This is a genomic window from Streptomyces sp. NPDC004539 (genome assembly GCF_040610055.1).
Taxonomy (GTDB): domain Bacteria; phylum Actinomycetota; class Actinomycetes; order Streptomycetales; family Streptomycetaceae; genus Streptomyces.
On the sequence record NZ_JBEXLS010000018.1, the window covers coordinates 213,522 to 229,835 of the forward strand.

Genomic DNA, 16,314 nt, shown 5'->3' on the forward strand with positions numbered 1-16,314 from the left:
TCAGTCCTCGTCGTGCGTGTCCGCCGCCTCGACCTCTTCCCGGGTGACCCCCAGCAGATACAGCACGGTGTCGAGGAACGGCACGTTCACCGCGGTGTGGGCGGCCTCGCGGACGACCGGCTTGGCGTTGAAGGCGACACCGAGCCCCGCCGCGTTCAGCATGTCCAGGTCGTTCGCGCCGTCCCCGATGGCGACGGTCTGGGCCAGCGGCACCCCCGCCTCCGCCGCGAACCGCCGCAGCAGCCGCGCCTTGCCCGCGCGGTCGACGATCTCCCCGGTGACCCGCCCGGTGAGCTTCCCGTCGACGATCTCCAGCGTGTTGGCCTGCGCGAAGTCCAGCCCGAGCCGCTCCATCAGATCGTCCGTGACCTGCGTGAACCCGCCGGAGACGACCCCGACCTGATAGCCGAGCCGCTTCAGTGTCCGGATCAGCGTCCGGGCGCCCGGCGTCAGCCGGACCTCCTCGCGGACCTTCTCCACCACCGATTCGTCGAGCCCGGCGAGCAGCGCCACCCGCGCGTGCAGCGACTGCTCGAAGTCCAGCTCGCCCCGCATCGCGGCGGCCGTCACCTCGGCGACCTTGTCCTCGCAGCCGGCGTGCGCCGCGAAGAGCTCGATCACCTCGTCCTGGATGAGGGTCGAGTCGACGTCCATGACGATCAGCCGCTGGGCCCGCCGGTGCAGCCCGGCCGCGACGACCGCGATGTCCACGCCGAGCGCCGCCGCGTCCGTCACCAGCGCGGTCCGCAGCGGGGCCGTCTCGACGCCGGAGACCGCGAACTCCACGGCGGTGACCGGGTACTTGGCGAGCCGGAAGATACGGTCGATGTTGCCGCCGGCCTTCGTGATCCGGGCGGCGACGGCGGCGGTGGCCTCCGCCGTCAGGGGGTGCCCGAGGACCGTCACGAGCGAGCGTCCGAGACCACGCGGGCGGTTGTCGCCGAGGCCGGAGATGATCTCGGCCTGCATCCTCATGGACTCGGCCCAGCTGTGGACCGTCGACCGCAGCTCGCCCTCAAGGCCGCGCGGCGGCTCGGTGACCAGCGCGCACAGCACCATCCGGCCCCGCGTCACCACCTGCTCGATGTCGACCACGTCGACCGAGTAGGCGGCAAGCGTGTCGAACAGCCCGGCCGTGATGCCCGGCCTGTCCTTGCCGAAGATCTTGACGAGAAGAGTGGGGACGTCAGAGGCCGGAGCCTGCGTCTGCGTATCGCTCATGGTGCCTACACCGTAACCGCCACCTTGTGCGAGGCGCCGCCCAGGTCCGGCTGTCGGACGGGAAACACTGGACGACGGGACGATGACGACCGTCCGACCCCCACATATTTTCAGCCCGCAGCCACCGAGCCCACCGCGCCCCACCAAGCCCACCGCGCCCCCCTCACCCCTCCGGCTTCCGCAGATAGGGGTTCGTCTCCGGATGCGGCGCCCGGTACGACGGCCGAGGCGCGTACGGCCCACTCGCCCCGGAGCCGTCACCCGCACCACCCCCGGAACCGTTCCCGGAACCGTCCCCAGAGCCGTCCCCCGCACCCCCACCCGAGCCGCCCCCGAACCCTCCACCGGACCCGCCCCCGGCACCTCCACCCCCCTCCGCCATCCGAGCAACCCCCTTCCCCGCAGCCCCGCTCACCCAGGCCAGCCCCGCCCCCGACGCCCCGGCCGCCGCCCCCCAGCCCACCCCCAGCAACCCCGCCACCAGCACATCCCCCCGCAGTTCGAGCCCCGCCCCCACCGCGTCGACCCCCAGCACCGACAGCCCCGCGTCCAACGACACCACCGTCACCCGCGCCAGCACCGCCAGCGCCACCCCGGTCACCACCCCGAGCCGCACCGCGCACCCCGCGACGAACCGCCCCGCACCCCCCGCGACCGGCGTCCGGATCGCCGCGAACACCCCCGCGAGCAGCGTCATCAGCACCGCCGCCACCCCCAGCAGCCACACCCGCCCGTCGAGTTCGGCCAGCCGCCCGAGCGTCACGGACCTCGGCTCCCCGGAGGCGAGCAGCCGGTCCACCGGGTCCGGCAGGACGTACGTGAGGACCCCGCTGGAGCGCCCGTCGAACGGCACGAACAGCCCGACGCCGACCCCGACCCAGACCCCGTTCGGCGCCCCGAGGAGCGCCGCGCCGAAGATCCGGGCCGGATGGTCGTCCGAGATCGCCGCGTACGAGGCCGCCGCCCACCCCGCCGCGACGGCGACGAGCAGCACCGACACCACGGCGGACACGGCGGGCCGCACCGCGCGGTGCACGAACCCCCAGCCCAGCGGCAGCGGCGTACGGCGGGAGGCGAGCAGCGCGATCAGCAGGACGCCCACACACCAGAGCAGCCCGCCGAGCAGCGTGGGCCCGGTGTCGACGGTGAACCCGACGGCCGCCTTCGCGTCGATCAGGTCCCCGATCCGGTCCGGCAGCAGCCCGCCGACGTCCCCGATCCCCGGAATGTCCAGCTTGTCGGGGCTGTGGAGCGCGCCCCCGTCGATCGTGATCACATCGTGCCCGGCCCAGGCGAGCCCGCCCAGCATCCCGACGAACAGCGCGGCCACCGCCCCCGCGCGGACCAGGAGTTCGCCGAGCGGGACGACAACTCCCGCCGTACGCAAGGACCGCAGGAAAAACCAGGACAAGAGGAGCGCACCGACCAGTCCGACGCCGAGTGGCGCGATTTCGATGGCGCTGCCGGCCTCCGCACCCGCCAGACCGAACGCGGACATGTCACCGGAAGGCGTCACCGAACCACCCGCCCCCAGCGCCACCACAGCCGCCGTCATCGGCCCGAGCGACCCGGCGGAATCGGCCCGCAGGAGATGCAGCCCGAGCGCCGCCGCGCCCGCCATCCCGATCAACGCCCAGCTCACGGCGGCGATCGCGGTCAGCAGCGCGTCCCCCCAGAGCGCGCCCCGCCCGTACGCCGTTCGTCCTACGCTTCCCCCGGCCATCGCAGACCCCCCGATCCGCCGCGTCTGTCCCCCTCGCGTGCGTTTACCACTCTCAGGGCGGGTTTCCGCCCCGTCAACGGCGTCGACGAGGGCGCGTAGGCGCCGTCTTCACAACCCCCGAACAACTCCCGAACAACCTCCGACCACCCCCGGCAGGGCCCGACTTTCGGTCAGAGGGCCGCTCCTGAAATAGTTCCCCCCGATGTTCGACATCCCTACACTCCCTCTGGATGAGGGGCATATCGGGGGACAACTCAGTGGGGCTCGGAGTGCCTGAACTCGTACTCGAAACAAACGGACGTACCTGGACGCTCGATCCGTCCAGGGCATACACACTCGGACGCGACCCTCAGGGGGACGTCGTGTTCGACGACGCCAGGGTCTCCTGGCGGCACGCCACGGTCAGCTTCGACGGCCGTAGTTGGGCCATCGAGGACCACGGCAGCACGAACGGCAGCTACGTGCAGGGCCAGCGCGTCCAGCGCGTCGAACTGGCCCCGGGCAGCGTCGTCAACCTCGGCAACGCCACCGACGGCCCCCGCCTGAACCTGACGGCGGCCCCGGTGGCCGTGGCCCAACAGCAGGCGGCCCCGCAGCAGGCCGCTCACCAGCAGGCCGCCGCCCCGCAGCAGCCGTACGCCGCCCAGGGCGCCGGCTGGAACCAGCAGCCCGCCGCGCACATCCCGCCGCAGCAGGGCCCCGGCGCCGGCGCGGGGGCGCCGCCGGTCTACGGCGACCGCAGCCCGACCACGTTCCACCAGCTCGCGCTCGGCCACGTCATGCGCATCGGCCGCGCCCTGGAGAACGAACTCGTCGTCTCCGACCTCCAGGTCTCCCGTCACCACGCCGAGTTCCACTCGACGCCCGACGGCCGCATGGAGATCCGCGACCTCGGCTCCCACAACGGCACGTACGTCAACGGCCAGCCCATACCCAAGGGCGGTACGGCGCTGCTCGGCCCCGCCGATGTCGTCGGCGTCGGCCACTCGACGTTCCGGATCGTGGGCGACCGCCTCGAAGAGTTCGTCGACACCGGTGAGATCTCCTTCTCCGCGCGCCACCTCACGGTCACGGTCGACGGCGGCAAGCAGATCCTCAAGGACGTCTCCTTCGGCGTCCCGGAGAAGTCGCTGATCGCGGTCATCGGCCCGTCCGGCTCTGGGAAGTCGACGCTGCTCAAGGCGCTGACCGGCTACCGGCCCGCCAACGAGGGCGAGGTCCTCTACGACAACCGCAACCTGTACAAGCAGTTCGCGGAGCTGCGCCAGCGCATCGGCCTGGTCCCGCAGGACGACATCCTGCACAAGGAACTGACGGTCAAGAAGGCCCTCAAGTACGCGGCCAAGCTGCGCTTCCCGGCCGACACCACGACCGCCGAGCGCGAGTCCCGCATCGACGAGGTGCTGCGCGAGCTGAAGCTGGACATCCACAAGGAGAAGAAGGTCACCTCCCTCTCCGGCGGCCAGCGCAAGCGTGTCTCGGTCGCCCTGGAGCTGCTCACCAAGCCGTCGCTGATCTTCCTCGACGAGCCGACCTCGGGCCTCGACCCGGGCATGGACCGCGATGTCATGCAGCTCCTGCGCGGCCTCGCCGACGACGGCCGTACCGTCCTCGTCGTCACCCACTCCGTCGCCGAGCTCGCGATCTGCGACAAGCTGCTCGTGATGGCGCCGGGCGGGTCCGTGGCCTACTTCGGGCCGCCCGAGGAAGCGCTGAACTTCTTCGGCTACGACACCTGGGCCGACGTCTTCTCCGCCTTCGAGAACTACCGCGACTACGACTGGGCGGGCCGCTGGAAGGGCTCGCAGCACTACCAGATGTACGCCGCGGACCTCGACGCCGTCGCCCCGCAGGCCGTACAGGTCCCGGTGATGCAGGCGATGAAACCGCCGAAGCCACAGGGGTGGCTGAGCCAGTTCGTGACGCTGGTGCGCCGCTATACCTCGGTCATCGCGTCCGACAAGGGCTTCCTCGCTCTCATGGTGATCCTCCCGGCGGTGCTCGGCGCGGTCAGCCTGCTGATCGACGCCGACAGGGGCCTCCTTCCCAATGGGGTCAACGCCCAGACCGGGCGCATCGTTCCCAACGGCACCGCCACCACCGTCCTGCTCATCCTCGCGGTCGGCGCCTGCTTCGCGGGCGCGGCGAACTCGGTCCGTGAGCTGATCAAGGAACGGGTCATCTACGAGCGGGAGCGCGCGACGGGCCTGTCCCGCTCGGCGTACCTGATGTCGAAGGTGTTCGTGCTCGGCCTGATCACCGTCTTCCAGGGGCTGCTGGTCGGCGTGATCGGCTTCTCCAGCCGCGAGATCCCCGCCAAGGGCCTGGTCCTCGGGAGCGCGACGCTGGTCGAGCTGTCCGTGCCGATCATGGCGCTCGGGTTCACCTCGATGATGTTCGGCCTGGTGATCTCCTCGCTGGTGAAGACCGCCGAGAAGACGATGCCGCTGCTCGTGATGTTCGCGATCATCCAGGTCGTCTTCACCGGCTGCCTCTTCGCGCTGAACGGCTCGGTCGGCGTCAACCAGTTCTCGTACCTGATGCCGTCCCGCTGGGCCGTCGGCGCCGCCGGCGCGACCCTGGACTTCAACCGCATCAGCCCGCCGGACAAGGGCGCCTCGAACGACCCCCTCTGGGAGCACACCGTCGCCGCCTGGAGCATGGACATGGCCGCCCTGCTCGCCCTGGGCGTCCTGTGCGGCTTCTTCGTCGCCCGCTTCCTGCGCCGCCACGAACCGGAGGTCATGCGCAAGTAGCTCCCGCGTACGACGACGAGGGCGCCCCCTGGTGACAGGGGGCGCCCTTTCGTGCGTGCGGGGCTCAGTACGCGCTGTTCACGTTGTCGATCGAGCCGTACCGGTGGGCCGCGTAGTTGGCGGCGGCGGTGATGTTGGCGACCGGGTCGTAGATGTTCGTCGAGGTCCCGGAGACGTGGTAGGCGTTGAACGTCGGCTGGATCACCTGGAGCAGGCCCTTGGAGGGGATGCCCATGGCCGCGTTGCTGTCCCAGTTGTTGATCGCCCAGGGGTTGCCGGAGGACTCCCGGATGATGTTGCGGTACAGCCCGTTGTAGGAGCCCGGGATGCCCTTGTTCTCCATGATGTCGAGGGCGTTGCGAATCCAGCCGTCCAGGTTGTTCGTGTACGTCTTGACGGCTACTTGCTTGACCTCGGCGCGCTTCGCGGAGCGGCTCGCGGCCTCCTTGACGGCGCGGTCGGCGGCGGCCTTCTTCGCGGCGGCGGCCTTGGCCTCGGCGGCCTTCTTGACGGCGGCGGCCTTGGCGACCGCGTCGGCCTGGGCCTTCTTCTGCGCGGCGATGGCCTCGATCTTCGCGCCGGCGGTGGAGAACTTGTCGGTCACGCCCGTCTTGACGTCCGTGCGGTAGGCGACGTTCGCGGGGAGGGCGGCCTCGCTCGTGGTGGTCTGCGCGTCGGCCGGCACGACCGAGAAGGCGAGGGCCGCGGCACCGAGAGTGGCGGCACCGGCTATCGCGATCTTGTGCGTGTTCTTGGGCATGGCGGGTGACCTCTTCGTGTAGCGGGGAGGTCGCTCGGAATGTCCGTTGGGGGACGCGGCGCTGAGCGACGGGAGCCATTCTTAGCGGCCGCAAAATGTCCGGGCAAAGGTGTGACGTACGATCCCCGATAGTAGACCCGCCTCGGTCAAATCACCCCATACCGCCCAGTCATGCCCGTTCACGCCCTACCTGTTTATCTCCTATTCACCCTCGTAGGTGATATGGGTCCTATGCGCGGGCTCACATCGGGCGCGTAACAGTCTCACCAGGAGTTGCTGGAGCAACGCGAACGGTGACGCTTTCCCCCGCTGCCCCCGACCTCTGCCCTAGGTCGCGCCCTAGGACCACCGCCCGATCCTCGCCGTCACACCCCGCCGGTACCGTGAGGTCATGAGTCAAGGTCCCAGGTCAGGGCTGGCGGCGGTGAGCGCCGCACTGCTGGCGATGAGCAGACACCTGGAGGTCCGCGACGTCCTCAAGACGATCGTCGCCTCCGCCCGCGAGCTGCTCGACGCCCAGTACGCCGCCCTGGGCGTGCCGGACGACCACGGCGGCTTCGCCCAGTTCGTCGTCGACGGCGTGAGCGACGAGGAGTGGAAGGCCATCGGCCCGCTCCCGCGCCAGCACGGCATCCTCGCGGCCATGCTCAAGGGGGCTGAGCGCGAGCGCCTCGCGGACGTCCGCAAGGACCCCCGCTTCGAGGGCTGGCCGGACGCCCACCCCGAGATGTCGGACTTCCTGGGCCTGCCCATCCACAACGGAGACGAGGTCGTGGGCGCCCTCTTCCTCGCCAACAAGCTGCGTTCTATGGAGGGAAACCCCCCACACCCCCCGAGTCCGAAGCCGTCCGGCGAGTGCGGCTTCACCGAGGAGGACATGGACCTCCTCGCGATCCTCGCCCAGCACGCCGCGATCGCCCTCACCAACGCCCGCCTCTACGAACGCAGCCGCGAACTGACCATCGCCGAGGAACGCTCCCGCCTGGCCCACGAACTGCACGACGCGGTGAGCCAGAAACTCTTCTCCCTGCGCCTCACCGCCCAGGCCGCCGCCGCCCTCGTCGACCGCGACCCCTCCCGCGCCAAGGGCGAGCTCCACCAGGTCGCCGCCCTCGCCGCCGAAGCCGCCGACGAACTGCGCGCCGCCGTCGTCGAGCTCCGCCCCACCGGCCTCGACGAGGACGGCCTCGTCGCCACCCTGCGCAACCAGATCCAGGTCCTCGACCGCGCCCACACCGCGCGCGTGACCTTCACCGCCCGCGGCGTGCGCGCCCTGCCCGCCGCCCAGGAGGAGGCCCTGCTGCGCGTCGCCCAGGAAGCCCTCCACAACGCCCTGCGCCACTCCGGGGCGGCCCGCGTGGACGTCACCCTGGAGAAGCTCGCCGCCGGCGCCGTCCTGCGCGTCGGCGACGACGGCAAGGGCTTCGACCCCGCGACCGTCCGCCGCGCCGGCCGCCACCTCGGCCTCGTCTCCATGCGGGACCGCGCCGGCGGCGTCGGCGGTCGCCTGACAGTGACATCGGAGCCCGGCCAGGGCACCGTCATCGAGATGGAGGTCCCCGGTGGCTGAGCCGATCAGGGTGCTGCTCGTCGACGACCACCAGGTCGTCCGCCGCGGACTGCGTACGTTCCTGGAGGTACAGGACGACATAGAGGTCGTCGGCGAGGCCGGGGACGGCGAGGAGGGCGTCACCCGCGCCCAGGAGCTGCACCCGGACGTCGTCCTCATGGACGTCAAGATGCCCGGCATGGACGGCGTGGAGGCCCTGCGCAGGCTCCGGGAGCTGGACAACCCCGCGCGCGTGCTGATCGTCACGAGCTTCACCGAACAGCGGACGGTCGTCCCGGCCCTGCGCGCGGGCGCCGCCGGCTACGTCTACAAGGACATCGACCCGGACGCGCTGGCCGGCGCGATCCGCTCCGTCCACGCGGGACACGTCCTGCTCCAGCCGGAGGTCGCCGGCGCGCTCCTCTCCCAGGACGAGTCGCCGGGCGGCCAGGGCCGGGGCGGCTCGCTCACCGAGCGCGAGCGGGAGGTCCTCGGGCTCATCGCGGACGGGCGCTCCAACCGGGAGATCGCGCGGGCGCTGGTGCTGTCCGAGAAGACGGTCAAGACCCACGTCTCGAACATCCTGATGAAACTCGACCTGGCGGACCGCACACAGGCCGCGCTGTGGGCCGTACGGCACGGCGTCGCGGGCTGAGAGAGGCGGGAAAGGGGCTGGCCAGGGGCGTGGGGGAGGGGTGAAGCGGAGGGATCACCTCCAGTCCGAGATTCATACTGTCGTGGGAATGTCACCCACATGGCGCATCCTCGGCCGGGGTCGCGCCGTTCTCCTCGTGTGCCACGGCGACCGTCGTGGCGAATCGCCAGGAGGGCTTGCGAAGTGAAGAACCTGAAGAAGGCCGCGGCAGTGACGATGGCGGCCGGCGGGCTGGTGGCCGCCGGTGCCGGTCTCGCCTCCGCGACCGACGGCTCCGGGGCGGCGGCCTTCGGCGAGGCCCACGACTCCCCGGGCGTCGTCTCGGGCAACGTCATCCAGGTCCCGGTGCACGTCCCGGTCAACGTCGTCGGCAACAGCGTCAACGTCATCGGCCTGCTCAACCCGGCGTTCGGGAACCTCGGCGTCAACCGCTGAGGCATGCGCCCCGGGTGCGGCAGTTCTACAAGCGTCAGGTCTGCTGATCGTCCGGTCGCTTCAATGATCCGAACGGGCGCAGTTGCGACCGTCTGCCGTGCCGTTCATGACCGCTCCCGCGTTGGACAGCTCACGACCCGTGGCCGGGTCGGTCACGCAATCGCAGGAGGAACGCTTCTCATGAACATCGCCAAGAAGGCCGCTGTTGCCCTCACCGTCGCCGGTATCGCCGCTGGTGCTTCCGCCGGTGCGGCCATGGCCGACGCCGGTGCCGAAGGCGCTGCCGTGAAGTCCCCGGGCGTCGGCTCCGGCAACACCGCGCAGATCCCCGTCCACGTCCCGGTCAACGTCGTCGGCGACTCCGTCAACGTCATCGGCCTGCTGAACCCCGCCTTCGGCAACACCGGCGTCAACGACTGACGTCCTTTGCACACCGCGAAGGGGCCTCACATCTGATGTGAGGCCCCTTCGCCGTGCCCCGGCGAGCCACGCCCCGCGGAGACGCCTCGCCGCGGACCGGCCCTCCCACGAGCGATGTCCCCGTGAGCCGCGGCCCCTTCACCGCACCCCCCGCTCCCGCTCCTCCACATAAGCGTTGTACGCCGCCACCAACGCCCGCCGAGCCGTCCGCTCCACCGGCCGCAGCGCCGCCCCCCGAGCCGCCATCTCGGACGCGCTCACCGCGCCCCCGGGCCCGTGCTCCGTGGCCAGCGAGACCAACAGCCCCACCCGCTGGGCCAGTTCGAGCACCCGCACCGCACGCGGCGGATAACCGGGCGCCAGCAGCTCCCGCCCCCGCTCCGCGCGCGCCCGGTACGCGTCGAGGGCCGCCTCCGCGACCGGCCCGGACCCGGCGACGTCCAGCCGGGACAGCACGGCGGTCGCCTCCCGCAGCGCCTCCGCGAGTTCACGCTCCGCCTCGCCGAGGGACGGCACATCGGCCGGGGGAGCCTCGCGGACGGGCAGACAGTGCCAGGTGACCTCGACATGGACGTCACCGGCGGGACCCGCCTCGAAGACCTCCGGCACCAGCCCCAGCGCCGCCCCGTGACAGACCACCGCCTCCTCGGCCTCCAGCGCCCGCGCGTTGAACTCCGGCGGCCCGCTGAGCCCCAGCGGATGCCCCGGCGCCGGCAGAGCCACCCGCAGCCCGGTCACCCCGAGCGACCTCAGCCGCCCGAGCGCGAGCGTGAGCCCGACGGCCCCCGACTCCCCGGGCAGCCCCTCCACCCGGTGCACGGCGTCGTCCCCGACGACGGCGACGACAGCGTCGTCCGGAGAGACAAGTCCGGCCAACAGGGCATTTCCCCAAGCGGCGAGGCGACCAGCGCGCGGTTCCGAAAGCATGCCCCCACCCTAAGGAGCGGACCGATGGAACGGGGCGTCCGACCGGTGGCGTAGATTTTCCCGAAGGGGCCGCGCCCACCCGCGCGCGGCTGCCGAACCACTTGGCGCACGCGACAACCGAGACCGGCCACACTGCAAGGGGAGACAACGCGCTCATGAGCGATGTTCTGGAGCTTCAGGACGTATCGGTGGTCCGCGAGGGCCGGTCGCTGGTGGACCAGGTCTCCTGGTCGGTCAAGGAGGGCGAACGCTGGGTCATCCTCGGCCCGAACGGCGCCGGCAAGACGACCCTCCTGAACCTCGCCTCCACCTACCTCTTCCCGAGCGCCGGCACGGTCGCCGTCCTCGGCGAGACCCTCGGCAAGCCCGGTACGGACGTCTTCGAACTCCGCCCCCGCGTCGGCATGGCCGGCATCGCCCTCGCCGAGAAGCTCCCCAAGCGCCAGACCGTCCTCCAGACCGTCCTCACCGCCGCCTACGGCATGACCGCCGGCTGGCAGGAGGAGTACGAGGACATCGACGAGATCCGCGCCCGCGCCTTCCTCGACCGCCTCGGCATGACGGACTACCTGGACCGCCGCTTCGGCACCCTCTCCGAGGGCGAGCGCAAGCGCACCCTCATCGCCCGCGCCCTGATGACCGACCCCGAACTCCTCCTCCTCGACGAACCCGCCGCCGGCCTCGACCTCGGTGGCCGCGAGGACCTCGTACGCCGCCTCGGCCGGCTCGCGCGCGACCCGATCGCCCCCTCGATGATCATGGTCACGCACCACGTCGAGGAGATCGCCCCCGGCTTCACTCACGTCCTGATGATCCGTCAGGGCAAGGTCCTCGCCGCGGGCCCCGTCGAGCTCGAACTCACCTCCCGCAACCTCTCCCTCTGCTTCGGCCTCCCCCTCGTCGTCGAGCAGGTCGGTGACCGCTGGACCGCCCAGGGCCTCCCGCTCTCCTGACCCCCACGCACCCTGTCCGCGCCGTCCGCACGGACCTACCATTGACCTTGTGGACATCGACGCGTGGGTGTGGTGGCTCGTAGGCGCGGCGGCGCTCGGAATCCCGCTGGTGATCACGGCCATGCCCGAGTTCGGCATGTTCGCGGTCGGCGCGGTCGCCGCCGCCGTCGTGGCCGGCCTCGGCCTCGGGGCCGTGAGCCAGGTGCTGGTCTTCGTCGTCGTCTCGGTGGCGCTCGTCGCCGTCGTACGGCCCATCGCCAACCGGCACAGCAGACAGCGCCCCGGGCTCACCACCGGCATCGACGCGCTCAAGGGCAGGCAGGCCGTCGTCCTCGAACGCGTCGACGGCTCCGGCGGCCGGATCAAGCTGGCCGGCGAGATCTGGTCCGCGCGCTCCCTGGACTCCGACCGCGCCTACGAACCCGGCCAGGAGGTGGACGTCGTGGACATCGAGGGCGCTACGGCGATCGTCCTGTGAACCTCGCCGCCGCCGCCCCAACTGAACTGAACGACCTGCGAGTTATGTGAAGGTCTGCCAGACTCGACCAGCAAGATCTTCTGCACCCATAAGATCGCCGACAGCCGGTCGGCACCCATAAGATCGTCGGAAAGCGCCGAGGCGGAGAAGGGTACGGGGAGCACGATGGAACCGGTCATCATCGTTCTGATCATCCTGGTGGTGTTGGTCTTCATCGCCCTGATCAAGACGATCCAGGTCATCCCACAGGCGAGCGCGGCGATCGTCGAGCGCTTCGGCCGTTACACACGCACGCTGAACGCGGGCCTCAACATCGTCGTCCCGTTCATCGACACCATCCGCAACCGCATCGACCTGCGCGAACAGGTCGTCCCGTTCCCGCCGCAGCCGGTGATCACCCAGGACAACCTGGTCGTCAACATCGACACGGTCATCTACTACCAGGTGACCGACGCGCGCGCGGCGACGTACGAGGTCGCCTCCTACATCCAGGCCATCGAGCAGCTCACCGTCACCACCCTGCGCAACATCATCGGTGGCATGGACCTGGAGCGGACCCTCACATCCCGCGAGGAGATCAACGCGGCCCTGCGCGGCGTCCTCGACGAGGCCACCGGGAAATGGGGCATCCGCGTCAACCGCGTCGAGCTGAAGGCGATCGAGCCGCCGACCTCCATCCAGGACTCGATGGAGAAGCAGATGCGCGCCGACCGTGACAAGCGCGCCGCGATCCTGACGGCCGAAGGTACCCGGCAGGCCGCGATCCTCACCGCCGAGGGTGAGAAGCAGTCCCAGATCCTGCGCGCCGAAGGTGAGGCCAAGGCGGCGGCCCTCAAGGCCGAGGGCGAGGCCCAGGCCGTCCGCACGGTCTTCGAGGCCATCCACGCCGGCGACGCCGACCAGAAGCTCCTCTCCTACCAGTACCTCCAGATGCTCCCCAAGATCGCCGCGGGCGACGCCAACAAGCTCTGGATCGTCCCCAGCGAGATCGGCGACGCCCTCAAGGGCCTCTCCGGCGCGGTCGGCGGCCTCGGCGGCCTGGGCGGCGGCACCCCGGGAGGCTCCTCCGACAACGGCGGCGGCAACCTGGAGAAGCGCGAGAAGCCGCAGATCGACTGAGGTTCTTCGGTGCAACGACGAGGGCCGCCTTCTCCGAGAAGGCGGCCCTCAGTCTTTTAGGGGCGCGGGGAACTGCGCGACAAGCCACAACGCACCCGCGCCCGAAAACTACGCCGCGTCCAGGCTCAACCAGTCCGGCAGCGCCTGCAACTCCTCCGCACCCAGCGACAGCAGCATCGCGTCCGCCGGCGTCGGCTCGAACGGCGCCCGCAGCAACGGCATCCCCGCCTGCTCCGGAGTCCGGTCGGCCTTGCGGTGATTGTCCTCGGCGCAGGAGGCGACCGTGTTCAGCCAGGAGTCCCGGCCGCCCTGAGCCCGGGGCACCACGTGGTCCACGGTCGTCGCCCGGCGCCCGCAGTACGCGCACCTGTGCCGGTCCCGCACCAGCACCCCCCTACGGGACCAGGGCGCCTGTCTGCGGAACGGCACCCGCACATACCGGCACAGCCTGATCACCCGCGGCGCGGGTATGTCGACCTCGGTGCCCCGCATACGCAGCTCGGGGTGGGCCTGCTCGACGACGGCCTTGTCCTGGAGCACCAGAACGACAGCCCGATTCAACGTCACCGTAGACAGCGGCTCGAAGCTCGCGTTCAGCACCAGCGTGTCCCGCATCCAGCCCACCTCCCTTGCGCATCCGCCCGCTCCCCGGCGGGCGTGGATCAACTCTGGACGGGCACGCCGAGATGGACAACGCAATAAAAATGCCCGCCTCTGATCACTTCCAAGACCAGAGGCGGACAAACGTCGAGTGAACTCTGAACCGCGTCAGTTCGCGGCCGGCACCTCGTACTCACCGACGAGCTGCGCCCGCGCGATCGCGTGGAACCGCAGGTTGAACCCGACATACGCGGGCGAGACGTCCCCGTCGACGCCGAGCTTCTCCTGATCCACCGCGTACACGGTGAAGACGTACCGATGCGGCCCGTCCCCCGCGGGCGGCGCGGCCCCGCCGAAGTCCCGCGTCCCGTAGTCGTTACGGACGTGTACGGCGCCCTCGGGCAGCCCCTTGAACTCGCCCGTGCCCGCACCGGCCGGCAGCTCGGTCACGGACGCCGGGACATCGAACAGCACCCAGTGCCAGAACCCGCTGCCCGTCGGCGCGTCCGGGTCGTAGCACGTCACCGCGAAGCTCTTCGTCCCCTCCGGGAAACCCTCCCACCGCAACTGCGGCGAGACGTTGCCCTCGGCGTAGACCTGATCGGCCTTGAGCGCGCCACCCTCCGAGACGTCCTCGCTCGTCACCGTGAACGCCGGGACGGGCGGGTGGAAGTCGTGGGGGAGAGGCCGCCGCTTGAGCTCGGACACCTCGGTACCTCCTGAAGTACGTCTGAATACGTCGTTCCTCGGAGCCCCGAGCCTAGAACCAGTTCCGCCGGCTGCCGACCTCGGCCAGCCACTGGTTCAGGTACGCCGCCCAGTCCGTCCCGTGGAAGTCGCGCAGGCCCACCTGGAAGGAGCGGAACGTGTCGCTGCCCTCGCTGAACAGGCCCGGCTTCTTGTCCATCTCCAGGATGACGTCCATCGCGTTCTCGTCGGCGACGAAGCTCAGCTCGACCTGGTTCAGGCCGTGGTACTGCGACGGCGGGAAGAACTCGATCTCCTGGTAGAACGGCAGCTTCTGGCGCGTCCCCCGGATGTGGCCGCGCTCCATGTCGGCGCTCTTGAAACGGAAGCCGAGCTGCGTGAAGGCGTCGAGAATGGCCTGCTGCGCGGGGAGCGGGTGGACGTTGATCGGGTCGAGGTCGCTGGAGTCGACGGCCCGCGCGATCGCCAGCTCGGTCGTCACGCCGATGTGCATCCCGCGCAGGGGCTGCCCGCCGATCGTCGTCACCGGCGTCTCCCACGGGATGTCGAGCCCGAACGGCACCGCGTGCACGGCACCCGCCTGAAGCTCGAAGGCGCCGCCGAGACTGACCTTCGTGAACTCGATGTTCTGCTTGTACTCCGCGTCCTGGCCCTCGACCTCGACCTGGGCCTGCAACCCGATCGACAGCCCCTCGATGTTCTGGTTGACGGACCCGCCCTGAATCCGCACCTCACCCTGGACGACCCCGCCCGGTACGACGTTGACCTCGGTCAGCACCGTCTCCACCGACGCTCCACCCGCACCCAGGCTCGCGAGCAGCTTCTTGAACGCCATGACTCTCCCTCGTGTTCTCACGTCTGGCCGACCGGGCCTTTGATCCCTCTAAACGCGTTCAGGCCACGTCCGGTTCCGCACCCCGGCACCCGTCCGGACTGCACTACGCTCGTCGGCCATGATCGCGACCCCCGACCGTACGCCCCTCCTCAGGCCCTTCTTCGACCGCCCTGTCCTGGACGTGGCCCCCGATCTTTTGGGCCGCCTCCTGCTCCGGACGACCCCGGACGGTCCGATCGTCCTGCGCATCACAGAGGTGGAGGCGTACGACGGCGAGAACGACCCCGGCTCCCACGCCTTCCGCGGCCGTACCGCCCGCAACGGCGTGATGTTCGGTCCGGCCGGTCATGTGTACGTCTACTTCACCTACGGCATGTGGCACTGCATGAACCTCGTCTGTGGTCCCGAGGGCGAGGCGAGCGCCGTCCTGCTGCGGGCCGGCGAGATCCTGGAAGGCGCCGAGTCGGCCCGCAAACGTCGACTCTCGGCCCGAAATGACAAAGAACTCGCCAAAGGACCGGCCCGGTTGGCGACGGCCCTCGACATCGACCGCACCCTCGACGGCACCGACGCCTGCGCCCCCGAGGACACCCCGCTCCGCGTCCTCACCGGTGCTCCCGTCCCCTCCGACCAGGTCAACAGCGGTCCCCGCACCGGGGTGTCGGGCGACGGCGCCGTCCACCCCTGGCGGTTCTGGATCTCCAACGACCCCACGGTGAGCCCCTATCGGGCGCACGTCCCCCGCCGTCGCTCAAGTTGACGCTCCCCTGGAAGGTGCGTAACGTAGCCCGAGCCGCTTGACCCGGTACGGCACTCGCCGAGAGCCGGAAGCGGCCAACCCACTACCTAGCAACATCCCTCAGCGGGATCGAATTCGTCATGTCCGCATGCCTGAATTCGAACTCACGGAGACTCGATTATGAGTTACCGAGAGGATCGGCTAACGTAGTGAATGTCGAAAGGCCGACGAGCGAAAGCGAGAAAGCCCAAGACGTCCCGCCGACAGGAAATCGGATCGAGAAAAGGATCTGATAGAGTCGGAAACGCAAGACCGAAGGGAAACTGCCCGGAGGAAAGCCCGAGAGGGTGAGTACGAAGGAAGCGTCCGTTCCTTGAGAACTCAACAGCGTGCCAAAAATCAACGCCAGATTAGTTGATACCCCGTCCCCGGCTGT

Annotated in this window: 17 protein-coding genes; 9 read left to right on the top strand and 8 right to left on the bottom strand. The window is 70.2% G+C overall.

Going from position 1 to position 16,314, the window contains the following annotated elements:
• Both serB and ABZX85_RS32420 read right to left on the bottom strand, forming a co-directional pair.
• A complete protein-coding gene (gene serB, locus ABZX85_RS32415; protein ID WP_355876458.1) occupies window positions 1–1,221 on the bottom strand; it encodes a phosphoserine phosphatase SerB in 1,221 nt (406 codons plus the stop codon).
• Between the two features lie 163 nt (window positions 1,222–1,384).
• A complete protein-coding gene (locus ABZX85_RS32420) occupies window positions 1,385–2,944 on the bottom strand; it encodes a streptophobe family protein (RefSeq protein WP_355876461.1) in 1,560 nt (519 codons plus the stop codon).
• A gap of 269 nt (window positions 2,945–3,213) precedes the next feature.
• Here ABZX85_RS32420 and ABZX85_RS32425 point away from each other — a divergent pair, with 269 nt between their 5' ends.
• Window positions 3,214–5,700 carry an FHA domain-containing protein gene (locus ABZX85_RS32425; RefSeq protein ID WP_355876464.1) on the top strand — a complete coding sequence of 829 codons (2,487 nt, stop codon included), beginning with the start codon at window positions 3,214–3,216 and terminating at the stop codon, window positions 5,698–5,700.
• Window positions 5,701–5,764: 64 nt separating this feature from the next.
• Here the strand turns inward: ABZX85_RS32425 and ABZX85_RS32430 are convergent, their stop codons facing one another.
• A complete protein-coding gene (locus ABZX85_RS32430; protein ID WP_355876467.1) occupies window positions 5,765–6,460 on the bottom strand; it encodes a transglycosylase SLT domain-containing protein in 696 nt (231 codons plus the stop codon).
• Window positions 6,461–6,851: 391 nt separating this feature from the next.
• On the opposite strand from ABZX85_RS32430, the gene ABZX85_RS32435 reads away from it, so the two are divergent.
• From ABZX85_RS32435 to ABZX85_RS32450, 4 genes are all read left to right on the top strand, one after another.
• Window positions 6,852–8,030, top strand: a complete 1,179-nt coding sequence (locus ABZX85_RS32435) for a GAF domain-containing sensor histidine kinase (RefSeq protein ID WP_355876470.1) — start codon at window positions 6,852–6,854, stop codon at window positions 8,028–8,030.
• Entirely contained in the window at window positions 8,023–8,664 is a 642-nt protein-coding gene (locus tag ABZX85_RS32440; RefSeq protein WP_355876473.1) for a response regulator transcription factor, read from the top strand. The genes ABZX85_RS32435 and ABZX85_RS32440 overlap by 8 nt, the downstream gene beginning before the upstream one ends.
• A gap of 183 nt (window positions 8,665–8,847) precedes the next feature.
• Window positions 8,848–9,099, top strand: a complete 252-nt coding sequence (locus ABZX85_RS32445) for a chaplin (RefSeq protein ID WP_355876476.1) — start codon at window positions 8,848–8,850, stop codon at window positions 9,097–9,099.
• Window positions 9,100–9,279: 180 nt separating this feature from the next.
• Window positions 9,280–9,519 (top strand): chaplin, encoded by a 240-nt coding sequence (locus ABZX85_RS32450; RefSeq protein WP_355876479.1) that lies wholly within the window; start codon window positions 9,280–9,282, stop codon window positions 9,517–9,519.
• 138 nt (window positions 9,520–9,657) lie between these two features.
• Here the strand turns inward: ABZX85_RS32450 and ABZX85_RS32455 are convergent, their stop codons facing one another.
• Window positions 9,658–10,446, bottom strand: coding sequence for a hypothetical protein (locus ABZX85_RS32455; protein WP_355876482.1), 789 nt, complete (start codon window positions 10,444–10,446; stop codon window positions 9,658–9,660).
• A 155-nt stretch (window positions 10,447–10,601) separates the two neighbouring features.
• Here ABZX85_RS32455 and ABZX85_RS32460 point away from each other — a divergent pair, with 155 nt between their 5' ends.
• From ABZX85_RS32460 to ABZX85_RS32470, 3 genes are all read left to right on the top strand, one after another.
• Window positions 10,602–11,399 carry an ABC transporter ATP-binding protein gene (locus tag ABZX85_RS32460; protein WP_355876485.1) on the top strand — a complete coding sequence of 266 codons (798 nt, stop codon included), beginning with the start codon at window positions 10,602–10,604 and terminating at the stop codon, window positions 11,397–11,399.
• 49 nt (window positions 11,400–11,448) lie between these two features.
• Window positions 11,449–11,877 (top strand): NfeD family protein, encoded by a 429-nt coding sequence (locus ABZX85_RS32465; protein WP_355876487.1) that lies wholly within the window; start codon window positions 11,449–11,451, stop codon window positions 11,875–11,877.
• A gap of 165 nt (window positions 11,878–12,042) precedes the next feature.
• A complete protein-coding gene (locus tag ABZX85_RS32470) occupies window positions 12,043–12,996 on the top strand; it encodes an SPFH domain-containing protein (RefSeq protein WP_355876489.1) in 954 nt (317 codons plus the stop codon).
• A gap of 108 nt (window positions 12,997–13,104) precedes the next feature.
• Here ABZX85_RS32470 and ABZX85_RS32475 read toward each other — a convergent pair whose 3' ends face one another.
• From ABZX85_RS32475 to ABZX85_RS32485, 3 genes are all read right to left on the bottom strand, one after another.
• The gene (locus tag ABZX85_RS32475) at window positions 13,105–13,611 is read right to left on the bottom strand and encodes an HNH endonuclease (RefSeq protein ID WP_355876492.1); all 507 of its coding nucleotides are present in this window, start codon (window positions 13,609–13,611) and stop codon (window positions 13,105–13,107) included.
• A gap of 153 nt (window positions 13,612–13,764) precedes the next feature.
• The gene (locus ABZX85_RS32480; RefSeq protein ID WP_355876495.1) at window positions 13,765–14,304 is read right to left on the bottom strand and encodes a YbhB/YbcL family Raf kinase inhibitor-like protein; all 540 of its coding nucleotides are present in this window, start codon (window positions 14,302–14,304) and stop codon (window positions 13,765–13,767) included.
• A gap of 52 nt (window positions 14,305–14,356) precedes the next feature.
• The gene (locus tag ABZX85_RS32485) at window positions 14,357–15,139 is read right to left on the bottom strand and encodes a sporulation protein (RefSeq protein WP_355876498.1); all 783 of its coding nucleotides are present in this window, start codon (window positions 15,137–15,139) and stop codon (window positions 14,357–14,359) included.
• Window positions 15,140–15,257: 118 nt separating this feature from the next.
• Here ABZX85_RS32485 and ABZX85_RS32490 point away from each other — a divergent pair, with 118 nt between their 5' ends.
• Window positions 15,258–15,899 (top strand): DNA-3-methyladenine glycosylase, encoded by a 642-nt coding sequence (locus tag ABZX85_RS32490; protein ID WP_355876501.1) that lies wholly within the window; start codon window positions 15,258–15,260, stop codon window positions 15,897–15,899.
• Window positions 15,900–16,056: 157 nt separating this feature from the next.
• On the opposite strand, the gene ABZX85_RS32495 is transcribed toward ABZX85_RS32490, so the two are convergent.
• The coding region (locus tag ABZX85_RS32495; protein ID WP_355876504.1) for a hypothetical protein at window positions 16,057–16,314 on the bottom strand (258 nt) is incomplete at its 5' end.

What these genes read in the sequence shown, in the direction of transcription:
- ABZX85_RS32430 (WP_355876467.1), bottom strand. Translation starts at nt 6,460, where the DNA reads ATGCCCAAGAACACGCACAAGATCGCGATAGCCGGTGCCGCCACTCTC.
- ABZX85_RS32435 (WP_355876470.1), top strand. Translation starts at nt 6,852, where the DNA reads ATGAGTCAAGGTCCCAGGTCAGGGCTGGCGGCGGTGAGCGCCGCACTG.
- ABZX85_RS32455 (WP_355876482.1), bottom strand. Translation starts at nt 10,446, where the DNA reads ATGCTTTCGGAACCGCGCGCTGGTCGCCTCGCCGCTTGGGGAAATGCC.
- ABZX85_RS32460 (WP_355876485.1), top strand. Translation starts at nt 10,602, where the DNA reads ATGAGCGATGTTCTGGAGCTTCAGGACGTATCGGTGGTCCGCGAGGGC.
- serB (WP_355876458.1), bottom strand. Translation starts at nt 1,221, where the DNA reads ATGAGCGATACGCAGACGCAGGCTCCGGCCTCTGACGTCCCCACTCTT.
- ABZX85_RS32420 (WP_355876461.1), bottom strand. Translation starts at nt 2,944, where the DNA reads ATGGCCGGGGGAAGCGTAGGACGAACGGCGTACGGGCGGGGCGCGCTC.
- ABZX85_RS32470 (WP_355876489.1), top strand. Translation starts at nt 12,043, where the DNA reads ATGGAACCGGTCATCATCGTTCTGATCATCCTGGTGGTGTTGGTCTTC.
- ABZX85_RS32490 (WP_355876501.1), top strand. Translation starts at nt 15,258, where the DNA reads ATGATCGCGACCCCCGACCGTACGCCCCTCCTCAGGCCCTTCTTCGAC.
- ABZX85_RS32475 (WP_355876492.1), bottom strand. Translation starts at nt 13,611, where the DNA reads ATGCGGGACACGCTGGTGCTGAACGCGAGCTTCGAGCCGCTGTCTACG.
- ABZX85_RS32485 (WP_355876498.1), bottom strand. Translation starts at nt 15,139, where the DNA reads ATGGCGTTCAAGAAGCTGCTCGCGAGCCTGGGTGCGGGTGGAGCGTCG.
- ABZX85_RS32450 (WP_355876479.1), top strand. Translation starts at nt 9,280, where the DNA reads ATGAACATCGCCAAGAAGGCCGCTGTTGCCCTCACCGTCGCCGGTATC.